At 60.9% G+C, this 13,924-nt stretch carries 11 protein-coding genes and 2 tRNA genes; 4 read left to right on the forward strand and 9 right to left on the reverse strand.

Going from position 1 to position 13,924, the window contains the following annotated elements; translation table 11 throughout:
* Positions 1 to 443 (forward strand): KUP/HAK/KT family potassium transporter (locus BLX41_RS36630; RefSeq protein WP_259745351.1); only part of this gene is annotated, 443 nt, incomplete at its 5' end.
* Between the two features lie 65 nt (positions 444 to 508).
* Here the strand turns inward: BLX41_RS36630 and BLX41_RS29510 are convergent.
* From BLX41_RS29510 to BLX41_RS29525, 4 genes are all read right to left on the reverse strand, one after another.
* Positions 509 to 1,807, reverse strand: a complete 1,299-nt coding sequence (locus BLX41_RS29510) for a virulence factor family protein (RefSeq protein ID WP_123727718.1) — start codon at positions 1,805 to 1,807, stop codon at positions 509 to 511.
* On the reverse strand, positions 1,807 to 4,455 hold the full coding sequence (gene mprF / locus BLX41_RS29515; RefSeq protein WP_123727719.1) for a bifunctional lysylphosphatidylglycerol flippase/synthetase MprF: 2,649 nt from the start codon (positions 4,453 to 4,455) through the stop codon (positions 1,807 to 1,809). The genes BLX41_RS29510 and mprF overlap by 1 nt, the downstream gene beginning before the upstream one ends.
* Positions 4,456 to 4,732: 277 nt before the next feature.
* A tRNA-Met gene (locus tag BLX41_RS29520) sits at positions 4,733 to 4,809 on the reverse strand.
* A gap of 200 nt (positions 4,810 to 5,009) precedes the next feature.
* Positions 5,010 to 5,086, reverse strand: a tRNA-Met gene (locus tag BLX41_RS29525).
* A 294-nt stretch (positions 5,087 to 5,380) separates the two neighbouring features.
* Here BLX41_RS29525 and dinB point away from each other — a divergent pair.
* The gene (dinB, locus tag BLX41_RS29530; RefSeq protein ID WP_123727720.1) at positions 5,381 to 6,448 is read left to right on the forward strand and encodes a DNA polymerase IV; all 1,068 of its coding nucleotides are present in this window, start codon (positions 5,381 to 5,383) and stop codon (positions 6,446 to 6,448) included.
* 77 nt (positions 6,449 to 6,525) lie between these two features.
* Here the strand turns inward: dinB and BLX41_RS29535 are convergent, their stop codons facing one another.
* From BLX41_RS29535 to BLX41_RS29550, 4 genes are all read right to left on the reverse strand, one after another.
* Entirely contained in the window at positions 6,526 to 7,476 is a 951-nt protein-coding gene (locus BLX41_RS29535) for a hypothetical protein (protein ID WP_123727721.1), read from the reverse strand.
* A 17-nt stretch (positions 7,477 to 7,493) separates the two neighbouring features.
* Positions 7,494 to 9,209, reverse strand: coding sequence for a proline--tRNA ligase (locus BLX41_RS29540; protein WP_123727722.1), 1,716 nt, complete (start codon positions 9,207 to 9,209; stop codon positions 7,494 to 7,496).
* Positions 9,210 to 9,338: 129 nt separating this feature from the next.
* Complete coding sequence (locus BLX41_RS29545; protein ID WP_123727723.1) at positions 9,339 to 10,904, reverse strand: AmpG family muropeptide MFS transporter; 1,566 nt, start codon at positions 10,902 to 10,904, stop codon at positions 9,339 to 9,341.
* 42 nt (positions 10,905 to 10,946) lie between these two features.
* Positions 10,947 to 11,300 carry an MGMT family protein gene (locus BLX41_RS29550; RefSeq protein WP_102861444.1) on the reverse strand — a complete coding sequence of 118 codons (354 nt, stop codon included), beginning with the start codon at positions 11,298 to 11,300 and terminating at the stop codon, positions 10,947 to 10,949.
* Between the two features lie 160 nt (positions 11,301 to 11,460).
* Here BLX41_RS29550 and BLX41_RS29555 point away from each other — a divergent pair, with 160 nt between their 5' ends.
* Entirely contained in the window at positions 11,461 to 12,468 is a 1,008-nt protein-coding gene (locus BLX41_RS29555) for a DUF481 domain-containing protein (RefSeq protein ID WP_123727724.1), read from the forward strand.
* A gap of 115 nt (positions 12,469 to 12,583) precedes the next feature.
* Here BLX41_RS29555 and BLX41_RS29560 read toward each other — a convergent pair whose 3' ends face one another.
* On the reverse strand, positions 12,584 to 12,793 hold the full coding sequence (locus tag BLX41_RS29560) for a cold-shock protein (protein ID WP_002554837.1): 210 nt from the start codon (positions 12,791 to 12,793) through the stop codon (positions 12,584 to 12,586).
* A gap of 352 nt (positions 12,794 to 13,145) precedes the next feature.
* Here BLX41_RS29560 and dcd point away from each other — a divergent pair, with 352 nt between their 5' ends.
* Positions 13,146 to 13,712: a dCTP deaminase gene (dcd, locus tag BLX41_RS29565; protein WP_016965530.1), complete on the forward strand. Its 567-nt coding sequence runs from the start codon at positions 13,146 to 13,148 to the stop codon at positions 13,710 to 13,712.
* Positions 13,713 to 13,924 lie beyond the last annotated feature (212 nt).

Consider the following 13,924-nt stretch of genomic DNA (forward strand, 5'->3'; position numbering starts at 1 on the left):
CTGCTGTGTTCCTCACGGCCCGTCCAGACGCCGTGCCCCACGCCTTGCTGCATAACCTGCTGCATAACCAGGTGCTGCACGAACAAGTGGTGCTGTTGACGGTGGTCTACGAGGACATTCCGCGAGTGCCTGCAAATCGGCGCTTCGAGGTGGACTCCTATGGTGAAGGTTTCTTCCGGGTGATCCTGCACTTTGGTTTCACCGACGAACCGGACGTCCCGGAAGCCCTGAAACTGTGCCACCTGGACGAGCTGGACTTCAGCCCCATGCGCACCACCTACTTCCTCAGCCGTGAAACCGTGATCGCCTCCAAGCTGGTGGGCATGGCCCGCTGGCGCGAAGCGCTGTTCGCCTTCATGTTGAAGAACGCCAACGGCAACCTGCGCTTCTTCAAGCTGCCGGTGAACCGGGTGATCGAGCTGGGTACTCAGGTCGAGATGTAATCCTGACCAGACAAAAGCCCCCGTTGCCTTGCGGCAGCGGGGGCTTTTTGTTTTGTGAGCTCAGCTCACTCTTGAGCGGTGGCCTGAACCTTGGCCTGGCGCTTTTCGATGGCATCCACCAGGCGCTTGGCCAGCGCCGGGTAGTTCTCATCGAAGTGATGGCCGCCCGGCAGCTTCATGGCTTCACCGACCGCAGTCTTGTCGGTGCAGCCGCTTTCGTCGACTTCTTCCTCACCGTAGATGCACACCACCTTGGCGGCGGGCAGCTTGGCCATTTCCGGGCCGGTGGCAGCTTCCTTGCCAGCATTGCCCAGCCAGCCTTCGACTTCGATCTCGAAGCTGCCGGTACGGGCGAAGGCCAGCAGGATAATGGCGTCGATGCGCTGCTGCTCGGCTTCCGGCAGGCGGTTGTAGATCGCCGGCAGCACGTCGGCGCCGAAGGAGTAGCCGGTCAGCACGAAGCGCTTGGTGCCCCACTTCTGCCGGTAGTGTTGCATCAGTTCGGTGAGGTCAACGGCGCTTTGCTCAGGGGTCTTGTGCTGCCAGTAGTAGCGCAGGGTGTCGATGCCCACCACCGGGTAGCCGATCTTGGCCATCTCGCCAGCCACGTCGCGGTCCAGGTCGCGCCAGCCGCCGTCGCCGGAGAGGAACAGGGTCACGGTGTCCTTGGCCTGGCCGGCCGGGACTTCCACCACGGGAATGTTCAGGCCGCCGTTTTCCGAACCCACCAGCAGCTTGCGCAGCTCGTTGTTCAGCACTTGGGGAAGGTGGATGTCGTAGTCGCTGATGCTGGTGGTGGCGTTGGGGGTATCACGCACGAAGCCGGCACTTTCGTCATCCGGGTTGTCGTTCCAGGCCCCCAGCCAGTGGCCGTGGGCCAGGGTCTTGGGCAGTGGATCGGTGCAGCCGGGCGCCGGGTTGATGGTGAAGCCTACCGACACGGCCTGGGCCTTGTCGTCGTTCTGGGAGGCAATCCAGCGCCAGGCCAGGGCGGCGCCCGGGCCGATGCCGCTGACCAGGGTGGCCGGGCCGTTGAGCTGGGGCAGGGCTCTTTGCAGGGCATGTTCCTGCAGTTTGCAATCGTCCTTGGGCAGGATCACCTGGACGATCTGCGCCGCGCCGCTGCGGCTCAGGGCCAGCAGTTGTTTGTCGGTCAGGGTCGAATCAGGCAGCACCGCCACCACCACCCGGGCCTTGGCCTTGGCGCCTGGGGTCACTCGGGTCAGGGTCGAGCCGTCGGCCTGGGTCAGTTGTTCCAGGGTCGGTTCAGGGGCGGGGCGGTTCCACCACCAGTAGCCACCACCCGCAAGCAAAGCCAGTACCACCAGTGTGGCCAGCAGATACCGCCAAGAGCGTTGAATCATCAGCGTTTCACCAATCCAGTCAGGCCGCCTGCGATCAGGGCGGCGGTGTCGGCCAGTGCCACCAGCGGGTCGAGCCCGGCCGGCACGGCCATGTAACGGGGTTCCCAGTCGGGCTGGAACTTGTCTTTGAAGCGGCGCAAGCCTTGGAAGTTATACAGTTGCTCACCACGGCGGAAGACCATCGAGCCGAGGCGTTGGGTCAGCGGCGCGCCACGCCGGGGTTGCAGGCCGGACAGCGGCACCATGCCCAGGCTGAAGCGGGCGTATCCATGATTTTTATAATGCTGGATCAGGCCGACCATCATGAACTCCATGGTCAGCTTCGGCGCGTCCGGGTGCGCGCGCATCAAGTCGAGGCTGGCCAGGTCATGGCTGTAGGTCTCGAGCAGGTTGGCGAAGGCCACCGGGCGTCCTTCAAAACGGATGATGGCGATGCGGAAGTGCTTGAGGTAGTCGTCGCTGAAGCGCCCCAGGGAGAAGCCTTTCTCGCGGACATTCTTGCCGGTCAGCCAGGCGTCTGAGATCACTTTCAGCTCGTCCATCGGCGCTTGCCCCGGCTCGTGGATCTCCAGCGACAGGCCGTCGCGGGTACCGCGGTTCCAGGTGTAGCGCAGGTCCTTCATCTCCTTGCCCTTGGCTTCCAGATCAAAGCGCTTGAGGTCGACCCGGGCTTCTTCGCCGAGCTTGATCGCCGTCAGGCCGATGTCCATGTAGTAGGGCAGGTTTTCCGCCCGTACCTGGTAGAACACCGGGCGCGCGTGGTGCAGGTCGCACAGGTCGCGGAACTGCCAGATCATTTCCGCTCGCTGCTGGGTCGGGCCGATGGGGTCGTACAGCGCCACCAGGCTGCGGCCGCGGCGGGCGTACATCAGGAAGGCATCGTCGTTGGGGTGGAACAGCAGCGCCTTGTCGCCGGTCAGGGCCAGGCCACCATCGGGTTGGGACGAGGCCATGAGAATCTTCGCAGCCTTGTCCAGCTCGTCGCTGGTGGGCAGGTGGATGACCGGGCGTGCGGTACGCAGCAGCCAGGTCAGGGACACCACCAGCAACAGCACCGCAGCTCCCAGCAGCGAGCGCAGGCCCCGGGGGGCGTCGGCGTCGAGGGTGAACTGCCACCACAGTTGATGGCTGTAGGGCACGTCCTGATAGGCGAACAGCAGCAGCCAGATGGAGGCGCCGAGCACGCAGACGCTGGCCACCAGGTACAGAGGCGAGAAGGGCAGTTCGGTGAGGCGGCTGGGGCGATAGAACGAGCGCCGGAACACCGCCAGCAGGCTGGCGGTGAGGGTCATCAGGCAGGCTTCTTCCCAGTCAAAGCCTTTAAGCAGCGAGAGCAGGGCGCCCACCAGCAACAGAATGGTGGTGAGCATCCAGGCGGCGGACAGGCGCCGGCGCAGGCCTTGGGCCAGCAGCAGGCAGAGCACGCCGATCAGGCTGGCGCCGAAGTGCGAAGCGTCCACCAGACGGTGGGGAATCAGGAAGCCGATGTGTTGAAGGCGGGTATCGATTTCCGGGGTGGCGCCGGAGAACAGCAGCACCACGCCGGAGAGAAACACCAGCACCGCCAGGATCGGCGCCGCCAGGCCGGAAGCTACCCGCAGGGATTGCCGGGTCTGGAACAGGCGTTGGGCTTCGTTGATCAGCAGCAGGACGCAGGCCACCAGCATCGGCAGCACTACGTAGATCAGGCGATACAGCAGCAATGCGGCTGCCAGGGGCGCGGCACCGAGCTTGTCGGCGAATGCCGCGAGGAGGATGGCTTCGAACACCCCGACACCGCCGGGCACATGGCTGAGCACACCGGCAGCCAGGGCCAGCAGGTACACCAGCAGGAAGGCGCCGAACGGCGGTGCCTCGGGCAGCAGCAGGTAGAGCACGGTGGCGGCTGCTGCGACGTCCAGGGCGGTGATGATCAGTTGCAGGAAAGTCAGGCGGCGTCCAGGCAGGCGCAGGGTGCGGCGTCCGACCCGGACCAGCAGGTTGTCGCGCAGAGGCTGCTCTGGCAGGCGTCGGCGATAGATACCGACGGCCAGTACAGCGCCCAGCAGCAGGATAGCCAGGGCGATGCCGGCCAGCAGGCTTTCAGGCAGGCGCAGGGCCGCCGAGGCTGCCGGCAAGTTGCTCAAAGTGGCCAGTGCCGCCAGCGGTGGCAGGGCACAACCCAGAGAGAGGCTGGCGAACAGGGTCATGTGGGCGACGTCGGAGGCCCCCAGCCCGTGACGTGCATACAGGCGATAACGTACAGAACCGCCGGACAGCAGCGACAGTCCGATGGCGTTGCCGATGGCGAAGGCAGTGAAGCCGCCCAGAGCCAGGGTGCGGCCGGGCAGGTTGACTCCGGCATAGCGGCTGGCGGACCACTCGTATCCCAGCAGAATGATGAAGCCGACGATGGTCGCGCCCAGGGCGCCGAGCAGGGCCGGCTTGGGCACTTCGAGGATCGAGTCGTGCAGGGCGTAGAAGTCCAGCTCGCTGAGCAGGTGACGGCAAGCGATCAGGGCAATGGCGAACAGCAGCAGGATTATGACCAGGCCCAGGGGTTGGCGGTACTTGCTCAACAGGTCCAGCCAGCGCAAGCGAGTGACTGTCACAGGTTGAGGGGCGGTAGTGGTATCGCTGTCTTGTGAATCAGACGTGTTGGCGCGCATCAATCACCTCGTGGATTGTGCGCGACAGGATGGAGGTATCCAGCCAAGTTACCAATCCCTGTAGAAAAAATAGTTTCAAATATTAACGCGTCTCACCGTGGCCCGGCGACCCTGGGCAATGGCCACCGGGTGGTCGCTCGAGACAGAGCATAGCTCGCATCTTGAAGGGTCGAAGCATCGCCAACGGTTCGCAACACTTTGCCAGGTCATTGTTGCGAAAGGACTTTTTCAACAGATACAAAAAAGGCCACTCTTTCGAGCAGCCTTTTTTGATGTTTGGTTGCGGGAGCCGGATTTGAACCGACGACCTTCGGGTTATGAGCCCGACGAGCTACCAGACTGCTCCATCCCGCGTCTGTGTGGCGGCATTCTACAGGCGAACGACTGAGTGTCAACCGTTAATGGTCCAACAGGTCAAATAAACGTCGAATGGCTGGTTCGGTCTCTTAAGTCATCGACAACTAAAGAGTTTTGCCTGGACCGTGTGCGAGGAGGCAGTACAAAACAGGCGCGCACAAAAAAGGCCACTCTTTCGAGTAGCCTTTTTTGATGTTTGGTTGCGGGAGCCGGATTTGAACCGACGACCTTCGGGTTATGAGCCCGACGAGCTACCAGACTGCTCCATCCCGCGTCTGTGTGGGCGAATTCTACAGCGTCGCGAGATGCTGTCAATCAATAAATTTTAAAAAAGGCTTCCGGTTCAATCGCTTAGCGTCCGGCCTGAGGTGTTTTAGGAGGCTTCGACCTAGGTAAAACGTGGCTTGCAGCTCTATTGATGAGTTTGTGGTCATTGAGAAAATAAATTCACTCCGCCGCTGTGCTCGTTGATCTGAGATGCAAGGTACTGGTGCTATATACAGGTGTCGGTAGATACTGGCTGCCCGCTTTGATTCCAACTTCGGCTTTCAATGATCACTGCCTTTATATGATGCAGCGCAAAATCATCCACATCGACTGTGATTGCTTCTACGCCGCCATCGAAATGCGCGACGACCCGCAACTGGCCGGCAAGCCGCTGGCAGTGGGTGGTTCCGCAGATCGGCGGGGGGGGATCGCCACCTGCAACTACGAGGCGCGGGCCTATGGCGTGCGCTCGGCCATGTCGTCGCGGCACGCGCTGACGCTGTGCCCGGACCTGGTGATCGTCAAGCCTCGCATGGACGCCTATCGCGAGGCATCGAAAGAGATTCATACGATCTTTCGTGACTACACCGATCTGATCGAACCCTTGTCCCTGGACGAGGCCTATCTGGATGTTTCCGATAGCCCGAACTTCGCCGGTAGCGCCACGCGCATTGCCCAGGACATTCGCCGGCGGGTTTCCAATCAGCTGCATATCACGGTGTCGGCCGGCGTCGCGCCTAACAAGTTCCTGGCCAAGATCGCCAGTGACTGGAAAAAGCCCAATGGGTTGTTCGTGATTACCCCGGATCAGGTGGAGGATTTTGTCTCCGAACTGCCGGTCAGCAAATTGCATGGGGTGGGCAAGGTCACGGCGGACAAACTGGGGCGCCTGGGTATTGTCGACTGCCTGCAGTTGCGTGACTGGAACAAGCTGGCCCTGGTGCGCGAGTTCGGCAGTTTCGGCGAGCGCCTGTGGAGCCTGGCACGAGGGATCGATGATCGGCCGGTGCAGAATGACAGTCGGCGGCAGTCCATCAGCGTGGAAAACACTTACGACGTGGACCTGCCCGATCTGGATAGCTGCCTGCAGAAGCTACCGGAGCTGATGGAGACTCTGGCAGGGCGCATTGCGCGTATCGACAGCAGTTATCGGCCGGGCAAACCCTTCGTCAAAGTGAAGTTCCACGACTTTACCCAGACCACTCTTGAGCAGGCGGGGGCCGGACGGGATCTGGAGAGTTATCGGCAACTGCTGACCCAGGCCTTCAAGCGTGGCGGCAAGCCAGTGCGGCTCTTGGGGATTGGAGTGCGATTGCAGGATCTACGCGGTGGTCACGAACAGCTGGAGCTGTTTCGGGGCGTGTTGTAGGCGCTGGCTGGCTGGCGAATTGGGCGTCGCGATCGATCCGCGGCGTGGTGTTCGCCGGCAAGCCGGCTCCTTGTCAATCAGTGACCGGGGTCGGCGACCAGGCGGCCGGCGTTCTTGGTCAGGGACTTGAGAAACTCGCTCTGCAGTTCCGGATCGTTGCGGGTCAGCTCGATCAGGCTCTGCTCCAGCTCGCTGGCTTCTTCTTCCAGCCCCAGTTCCGACAGGCGCTTGACCCGGTGCACCCACTGACTCACTTCGTCATCTTCCAGGTCGTCGTAAATCAGTGCGTGGGCTTCCAGTAGCTTGCCGCGAAGGCTGCTGCTGAGGCTCAGGGATGAGTCGGAATGCACTTCGTCCTGAGCATCCTCGACGCTGATCTGCAACTTGCCGATGTGGTTCAGGTCCTGTTCGGAGAACGGGTTGTCCAGCAGGTTCAAGCGCAGCACGCCATTACGATCGGTACTCAGATCGTAGGTTTGCTTGCCGGCCTTGACCTGTACCGGCCGCTCGCTCCAGGGCAGGCTCGAATACTCCAGGCGCTTGTCACGCTGGACTTCATCGATGGCCGCCAGGTTCTGCTGGGCGCGACCGTGGGACGGCATGTTCATGAACGGGTTGAGCCCGGACACGCCATAGCTGACCCAGTCCTTGGTGACGCTGTCCGGCAGGTTGCCCAGAGCAAACACGTTGACCACATTGGCGCCGACGCCGGCCACCAGGGCCACCGCGCCCAGCGGGATCTCGTAGATTTCCCGCCAGGGTTGGTAGGGCGTATAGCGATCGTAGCGGCGGGTGACTTCGAACTCGGTGACTTCGAAGGTCTTCTGCTCGTGGATGCGTACCCGGCGTTGCGGCAGCTCAAGCACCTTAGGCTCACCGACATCGATCTGCAGGCTATGGTCGAGGAGTTTGCGCTCGACCCGCTCCTCGTGCTCGCTGCGTTGTGACATCTGGTTGGCACAGCCGCTGACCAGCAGGGCGCCGCACAAGGCGGCGCCACCGAGGCTTAAGGTGTTTCGCTTGAACATGACTTCTCTATCTGGTTTCAGCGACGGATACGGGCTTGGAGGAAAGGCAGGACTTCGGCTACTGGCAGCGCTTGCGCCTGGGCCTCGGTACGGCTCTTGTATTCCAGGTTACCTTCGGCGAGGCCGCGGTCGCTGACCACGATCCGGTGAGGAATGCCGATCAGTTCCATGTCCGCGAACTTGATGCCCGGGCTGGTCTTCTTGTCGCGGTCGTCCAGCAGCACTTCGAAACCGGCGGCAGTCAGTTCTGCGTAGAGTTTGTCGGTGGCTTCGCGAACCTGCTCGGTTTCGTAGCGCAGTGGCACCAGGGCGATCTGGAACGGCGCCAGGGTGTCGCTCCAGATGATGCCGTTCTCATCGTTGTTCTGCTCGATGGCGGCAGCCACTACGCGGGACACGCCAATGCCGTAGCAGCCCATTTCCAGGGTGACCGGCTTGCCGTTCTCGCCCAGCACTTCGCACTTCATCGCCTTGCTGTACTTGTTGCCCAGCTGGAAGATGTGCCCGACTTCGATGCCGCGCTTGATTTCCAGGGTGCCTTTGCCGTCCGGGCTCGGGTCGCCGGCCACCACGTTGCGCAGGTCGGCAACAGTCGGTACGGGCAGGTCGCGTTCCCAGTTGACGCCGAAGTAGTGCTTGTCGTCGATATTGGCACCGATACCGAAGTCGCTCATCAGCTCCACCGAGCGGTCGATGATGATCGGCAATGGCAGGTTCAGCGGACCCAGGGAGCCAGCGCCAGCGCCAATGGCGTCGCGCAGTTCGGAGTCTGTGGCCATGACCAGCGGGCTGGCAACGCCAGGTTGCTGGGCGGCTTTGATCTCATTGAGCTCGTGGTCGCCACGGATCACCAGGGCGATCAGCTTGCCTTCTTCCTCGGCGCGCACGATCAGGGTCTTGATGGTCTTTTCAATCGGCAGATTGAATTTTTCCACCAGGGCCGCAATGGTCTTGGTTTCTGGCGTGTCTACCAGGCGCAGATCTTCGGCCGGCGCCGGACGGGAGGTTTCCCGTGGCACGGCTTCGGCCTTCTCGATGTTCGCTGCATAGTCGGAACCGTTACTGAAGACGATGTCGTCTTCGCCGGATTCGGCCAGCACGTGGAACTCGTGGGAACCGGCACCACCGATGGAACCGTTATCTGCTTCAACCGGGCGGAACTTCAGGCCCAGGCGGGTGAAGACGTTGCAATAAGCCTGGTGCATGCGGTCGTAGGTGACCTGCAGCGACGCCTGGTCGGCGTGGAAGGAGTAGGCATCCTTCATGATGAATTCGCGGCCGCGCATCAAGCCGAAGCGTGGGCGGATTTCATCGCGGAATTTGGTCTGGATCTGGTACAGGTTCAGCGGCAGCTGCTTGTAGCTGCTCAGCTCGTTGCGAGCCAGATCGGTGATCACTTCTTCGTGGGTCGGGCCGGCGCAGAAATCGCGACCGTGACGGTCTTTGAAACGCAGCAGCTCAGGGCCGTATTCTTCCCAGCGACCGGATTCCTGCCACAGCTCAGCCGGTTGGGTGCTCGGCATCAACACTTCAAGCGAGCCGGCGGCGTTCATTTCTTCGCGAACGATGGCTTCAACCTTGCGCATCACCCGCAGACCCATGGGGAGCCAGGTGTACAGGCCGGAGGCCAGTTTGCGGATCATGCCGGCGCGAAGCATCAACTGATGGCTGATCACGACCGCATCGGAAGGCGTTTCTTTCTGTGTGGCGAGCAAAAATTGACTGGTACGCATGGTAGGCCGTTGTCGGTTGCTGAAGACTGGAAGTGACGGAGCATTGTACGGGCGAGTTCCGCTGGCGTACAGGATTGCGCTTGAAGGGGGCGGGAGCGACGGGGAAAAGCCCGCAACTCCCGGGATTCTCTAGGATTCTTTGCTCACAACAGTGCCCTTGGCGGGCTGCTCCGGCTGGTCTTTCGGCCCGGCGCGACGACTTTCCTGGAACCAGTGAATGGCGATCAGAATCAGCGTCGGCACCCCGAGTATTGCGGTGATGAGGAAGAAATCGTGATAGCCGAATTTCTCTACCATGACCCCGGAATAGCCGCCGATCAGGCGTGGAAGCAGCAGCATGATGGAACTGAGCAGGGCGTATTGAGTGGCGGAGAACTTGAGGTTGGTCAGGCTCGACAGGTAGGCGACGAACGCCGAAGTGGCCATTCCCGAACTGAAGTTGTCCAGGGAAATGGTGACAATCAGCATTTTCAGATTCGGGCCCATGTCGGCGAGCATGAGGAACAGCAGGTTGGTCCCGGCGGACGCGGCGCCACCGATGAACAGGATCGGCAGGATGCCGAAGCGCACGATCAGCAGGCCGCCCATGCCGGCGCCGAGCAGGGTCATGATCAGGCCGAAGATCTTGCTGACCCCGGCAATCTGGTCCTTGGTGAAACCCTGGTCGATATAGAACACATTGGCCATCACGCCCATGACCGTGTCCGACATGCGATAGGTGGCGATCAACCCCAGCAACAGAAAGGCTTGCCAGCGGTAGCGCAGGATGAAGTCGTTTACCGGGGTCAGCACCGGCGCCAAGCCTCGACGGCCCATGGCCGACAGGCACAGGGTGCTGAGGGTGATATAGAGGATTGCCCGCAGGAAGGCCCGGTCTTCCAGCAACAGGTCCAGCAGGCTGACGCCGTCGAAGATCACACTGGCGAAGTCGGTGTTGTACAGCTGGGTAAAGGTGGCAGGCACCGAAACCAGGAGCACGATCAGTACGAATACCGAGATCAACTGGTGGGCGAAGCTGTAGCGCCCTGCCGACAGTTGGGTGCGCAATGGCACTGCCGGTTCGCGCATCAACAGGGTGGTGAGCAGTGCTGGAATCATCAGGACGCCGAACAGCACATAGGTGCCGGTCCAGGCTGAGTGCTTGTAGCTGAAGCCGGTTGAGCCAAAGCCTTCGGCGAAGAACAGCGCGCCGGCGGTGGCCAGCAGTACCGCGACCCGGTAGCCGGACATATAGCTGGCGGCCAGGGCGGCCTGACGGCTGTCGTCGGCGATCTCCAGGCGATAGGCGTCGATGGCGATGTCCTGGGTCGCCGAGGCAAAGGCCACGACCACCGCAATGGCAATCAGCCAGGACAGGTGTTTTTGCGGATCGCAGAAGCCCATACCGATCAGGCCGAGAATCACCAGGACCTGGGCCAGTACCAGCCAGGAGCGGCGTCGGCCGAGCTTGCCCAATAGAGGTAGGCGCCATTGGTCGAGCAGCGGCGACCACACCCATTTAAAGGCATAGGCCAAACCGATCAGGCTGGCGTAACCGATGGTTTCGCGGGCCACACCGGCCTCGCGCAACCACACCGAAAGAGTCGAGAACACCAGCATGTAAGGCATGCCGGCAGCGAAACCAAGCAGCAACAGCACGAGCGTCGAGGGGCTGGCATAGGCGGCAAGTGCGGCGCGCCAGGTTTTACGGGGCATGGGCTGAAGTCTGCCTCAGATTACGGAAACAAAGCGCGCACTCTAACCGCTGTGCTCTACCGGGCGCCAGCCATGGCGCTGAATATCCACGCGATTGTTCAGGATAGAGACACCTTCGCCGCGCAGTCTGGCGCGTTGCTCGTCGCCGGATGGGCTGCCGACGGGCAGGCTGATGCGGCCGCCGGCACCCAGTACCCGGTGCCAAGGCAGGCTGGTATCGGCGGGCAACTGACTGAGGGTGCGTCCAACCCAGCGTGCGGCCCGGCCCAGGCCGGCCATTTCCGCCAGTTGGCCATAACTGACGACCTTGCCTTCGGGGACTTGTGCCAAGGTCAGGTACAGCGCCGTGCGTCGGATTTGCGCGGGGTTTTGCGAGTCTTCGCCGTGTTCGGTCACATTCGCGGTTCCAGATAGAGGAAGGGGACGCTGGTCGGTTTTGAGGCTGAAATCCGGATGAGTATTGAACTCACTCTTGATACCCGGGTCAGTCCTGACTAAGGCTTGTTCAGCAGGAATAATGCCGCTTTTTTTCCCAAGATCGAGTCCTGTATTGCTTATGTTGCCTAGAACGTTGCTGTGTTTCGCGGTGCTCAGCGCCTCAATGCCTGTCCTGGCCGATACCGTCTGGTTGAAGAACGGTGATCGGTTGAGCGGCAAGATCAAGGTTTTTGACGGCGGTAAGCTGTTGATCCAGACCGATTACGGTGGTGCCATTTCCATCGACTGGAAGCAGGTCAAGACCCTGGAAAGCGATCAGGAGTTGCTGGTCAAGCAGGATGCCTACACCGGGGAAAAGGCCAAGTCGTTGCAGGCGGCGGAGGAAGGCAAGGTCGTCCTGGCCAACGGCGAGGCGCCCAAGACCGTGGAGTTGGCCAGTATCCAGCAGATCATGAAGCCCAAGCCGCTGGTGGAGGATATGGTCTGGAAGGGTAATGTCGATGTAGCCATGGACTACAAGCGTGCAGAGAAGGATACCGATGACTATGACATCGACTTCAAGACCTCGGCGCGCCATGGCGCCTGGCGCCACAACGCCCAGGGTGAGTACAACCGCGAGTTCCAGAATCATGTGGTGACCACCGACAACTGGAGTGCCGAGTACGCTCTGGACCGCTTCATCACTGAGAAGTGGTTCTGGGAAGGACGCCTGACCTACAAGCGCGACAAGGTCGAAGATCTGGCACGGCAACGGGTGGTGGGTACGGGCCCCGGCTACCAGTTCTGGGACGATGAGCTGGGGGCATTTTCCCTGGGGTCACTGCTCAACCGCACGGATTACGAGTACGCCGATGGCGGCAAGGACAACTTCTATTCACTCGCGATGAAGTGGGACTACAACCGCTACCTGATCGGCAAGCGGGTGGAGTTCTTCACCAATGGTGAAGTGGGCAGGCCGCTTTCCGGGGTTGCCGACTACGCGCTGGATGCGGAGATGGGGCTGCGCTACAAGGTCACGGACTGGGCGTCGCTCAACCTCAAGGCGGAAAAGGATCTGATCCGCGGTACCGAGGACAGCGACCTGGACAAGACTCGCTATACCGTGGGCTTCGGCGTGACCTGGTAACTGGGTACCGGCCAGGTGTGTTCGCGAGGACGCGCCTGGCTGCACGTCGCAAAAAACTGCAGGCACAAAAAAGCCCCGCTGTTGAGGGCGGGGCTTTTTACTGGATCAGTACAAGTTAGATAACTTGAACTTCTTCAGCTTGCATGCCTTTCTGACCGCGGGTAGCGATGAAAGAAACCTGTTGGCCTTCTTTCAGGCTTTTGAAGCCGTCGGATTGGATAGCTTTGAAGTGTACGAACAGGTCGTCACCGGATTGTGGAGTGATGAAGCCGAAGCCTTTTTCATCGTTGAACCACTTAACGGTACCGGTTTGGCGATTAGACATGGTGTATCTCCTTGGACAAAGTTAACTGCGACTCAGGAAAAGCCCTGGCCGAGACTGAGTGCAAAGAGCAGGAAAAATTCTTGGAGATGGTTGGATCGAAATTCAACATCGTGTAGAGATTCTCAGTGACACAAGCAGCACAGTGGCGCCACCTTAACCCTTTTTCCTGAACGTGCCAATGGTCAGTGCGAAGGTTTCTCGGTTTTCGTGACTGACGGCGGGTCGTTCGTCGCCGAGCCCTTGAAAAACGCGGGGTGAGGCGAGAAAAACGCCCCAGACTTTGAACCCGACCCCGCGCCCCGGTAAGATGCCGGACAGAATTTTTTCACCTCGTTATTTCAGGACACCCGCCATGAGCATCAAATCGGACAAGTGGATTCGCCGCATGGCGCAAGAGCACGGCATGATCGAGCCCTTCGTAGAGCGCCAGATGCGTGGCGAAGGCCCGGATCGGCTGATCTCCTTCGGGGTGTCGAGCTACGGTTACGACGTGCGTTGCGCCGATGAATTCAAGGTGTTCACCAACATCAATTCGGCCACTGTCGACCCCAAGAACTTCGATGAAAAGAGCTTCGTCGACATCAAGAGCGACGTCTGCATCATCCCGCCAAACTCCTTCGCCCTGGCCCGCACCGTCGAGTACTTCCGCATTCCGCGCAACGTGCTGACCATCTGCCTAGGCAAGAGCACTTATGCCCGTTGCGGCATCATCGTCAACGTGACCCCGCTGGAACCCGAGTGGGAAGGCCACGTGACCCTGGAGTTCTCCAACACCACCACCTTGCCGGCCAAGATCTACGCCAATGAAGGCGTGGCGCAGATGCTGTTCCTGGAGTCGGATGAAGAGTGCGAAGTGTCCTACAAGGACCGTGGCGGCAAATACCAGGGCCAGCGTGGCGTGACCCTGCCGCGTACCTGAGTGCGTCCGTCTGACAGATAGCGGGAATTCCTGAGCACACCCACACTCTATTGGGTGTATTTCCGGTATGCGCAAGGCGTACCGGGCACAGCTCAGGAGTGCCCCATGAAGATAGATCCGCGAATCAGCGCCACCTTGGCCAGGCTGGAACCCAATCAGGTTGGGGTATTGGCTTGGACCCTGCTGGCACACCCGCCTGTCAACATGGCAGG

The organism is Pseudomonas protegens (assembly GCF_003732485.1).
GTDB lineage: Bacteria > Pseudomonadota > Gammaproteobacteria > Pseudomonadales > Pseudomonadaceae > Aquipseudomonas > Aquipseudomonas protegens_B.

Bases quoted from the DNA above. Each gene is read 5' to 3' on its own strand.
- BLX41_RS29510 (WP_123727718.1), bottom strand. From the start codon at position 1,807: ATGATTCAACGCTCTTGGCGGTATCTGCTGGCCACACTGGTGGTACTG.
- mprF (WP_123727719.1), bottom strand. From the start codon at position 4,455: ATGCGCGCCAACACGTCTGATTCACAAGACAGCGATACCACTACCGCC.
- dinB (WP_123727720.1), top strand. From the start codon at position 5,381: ATGATGCAGCGCAAAATCATCCACATCGACTGTGATTGCTTCTACGCC.
- BLX41_RS29535 (WP_123727721.1), bottom strand. From the start codon at position 7,476: ATGTTCAAGCGAAACACCTTAAGCCTCGGTGGCGCCGCCTTGTGCGGC.
- BLX41_RS29540 (WP_123727722.1), bottom strand. From the start codon at position 9,209: ATGCGTACCAGTCAATTTTTGCTCGCCACACAGAAAGAAACGCCTTCC.
- BLX41_RS29545 (WP_123727723.1), bottom strand. From the start codon at position 10,904: ATGCCCCGTAAAACCTGGCGCGCCGCACTTGCCGCCTATGCCAGCCCC.
- BLX41_RS29555 (WP_123727724.1), top strand. From the start codon at position 11,461: ATGTTGCCTAGAACGTTGCTGTGTTTCGCGGTGCTCAGCGCCTCAATG.
- BLX41_RS29560 (WP_002554837.1), bottom strand. From the start codon at position 12,793: ATGTCTAATCGCCAAACCGGTACCGTTAAGTGGTTCAACGATGAAAAA.
- dcd (WP_016965530.1), top strand. From the start codon at position 13,146: ATGAGCATCAAATCGGACAAGTGGATTCGCCGCATGGCGCAAGAGCAC.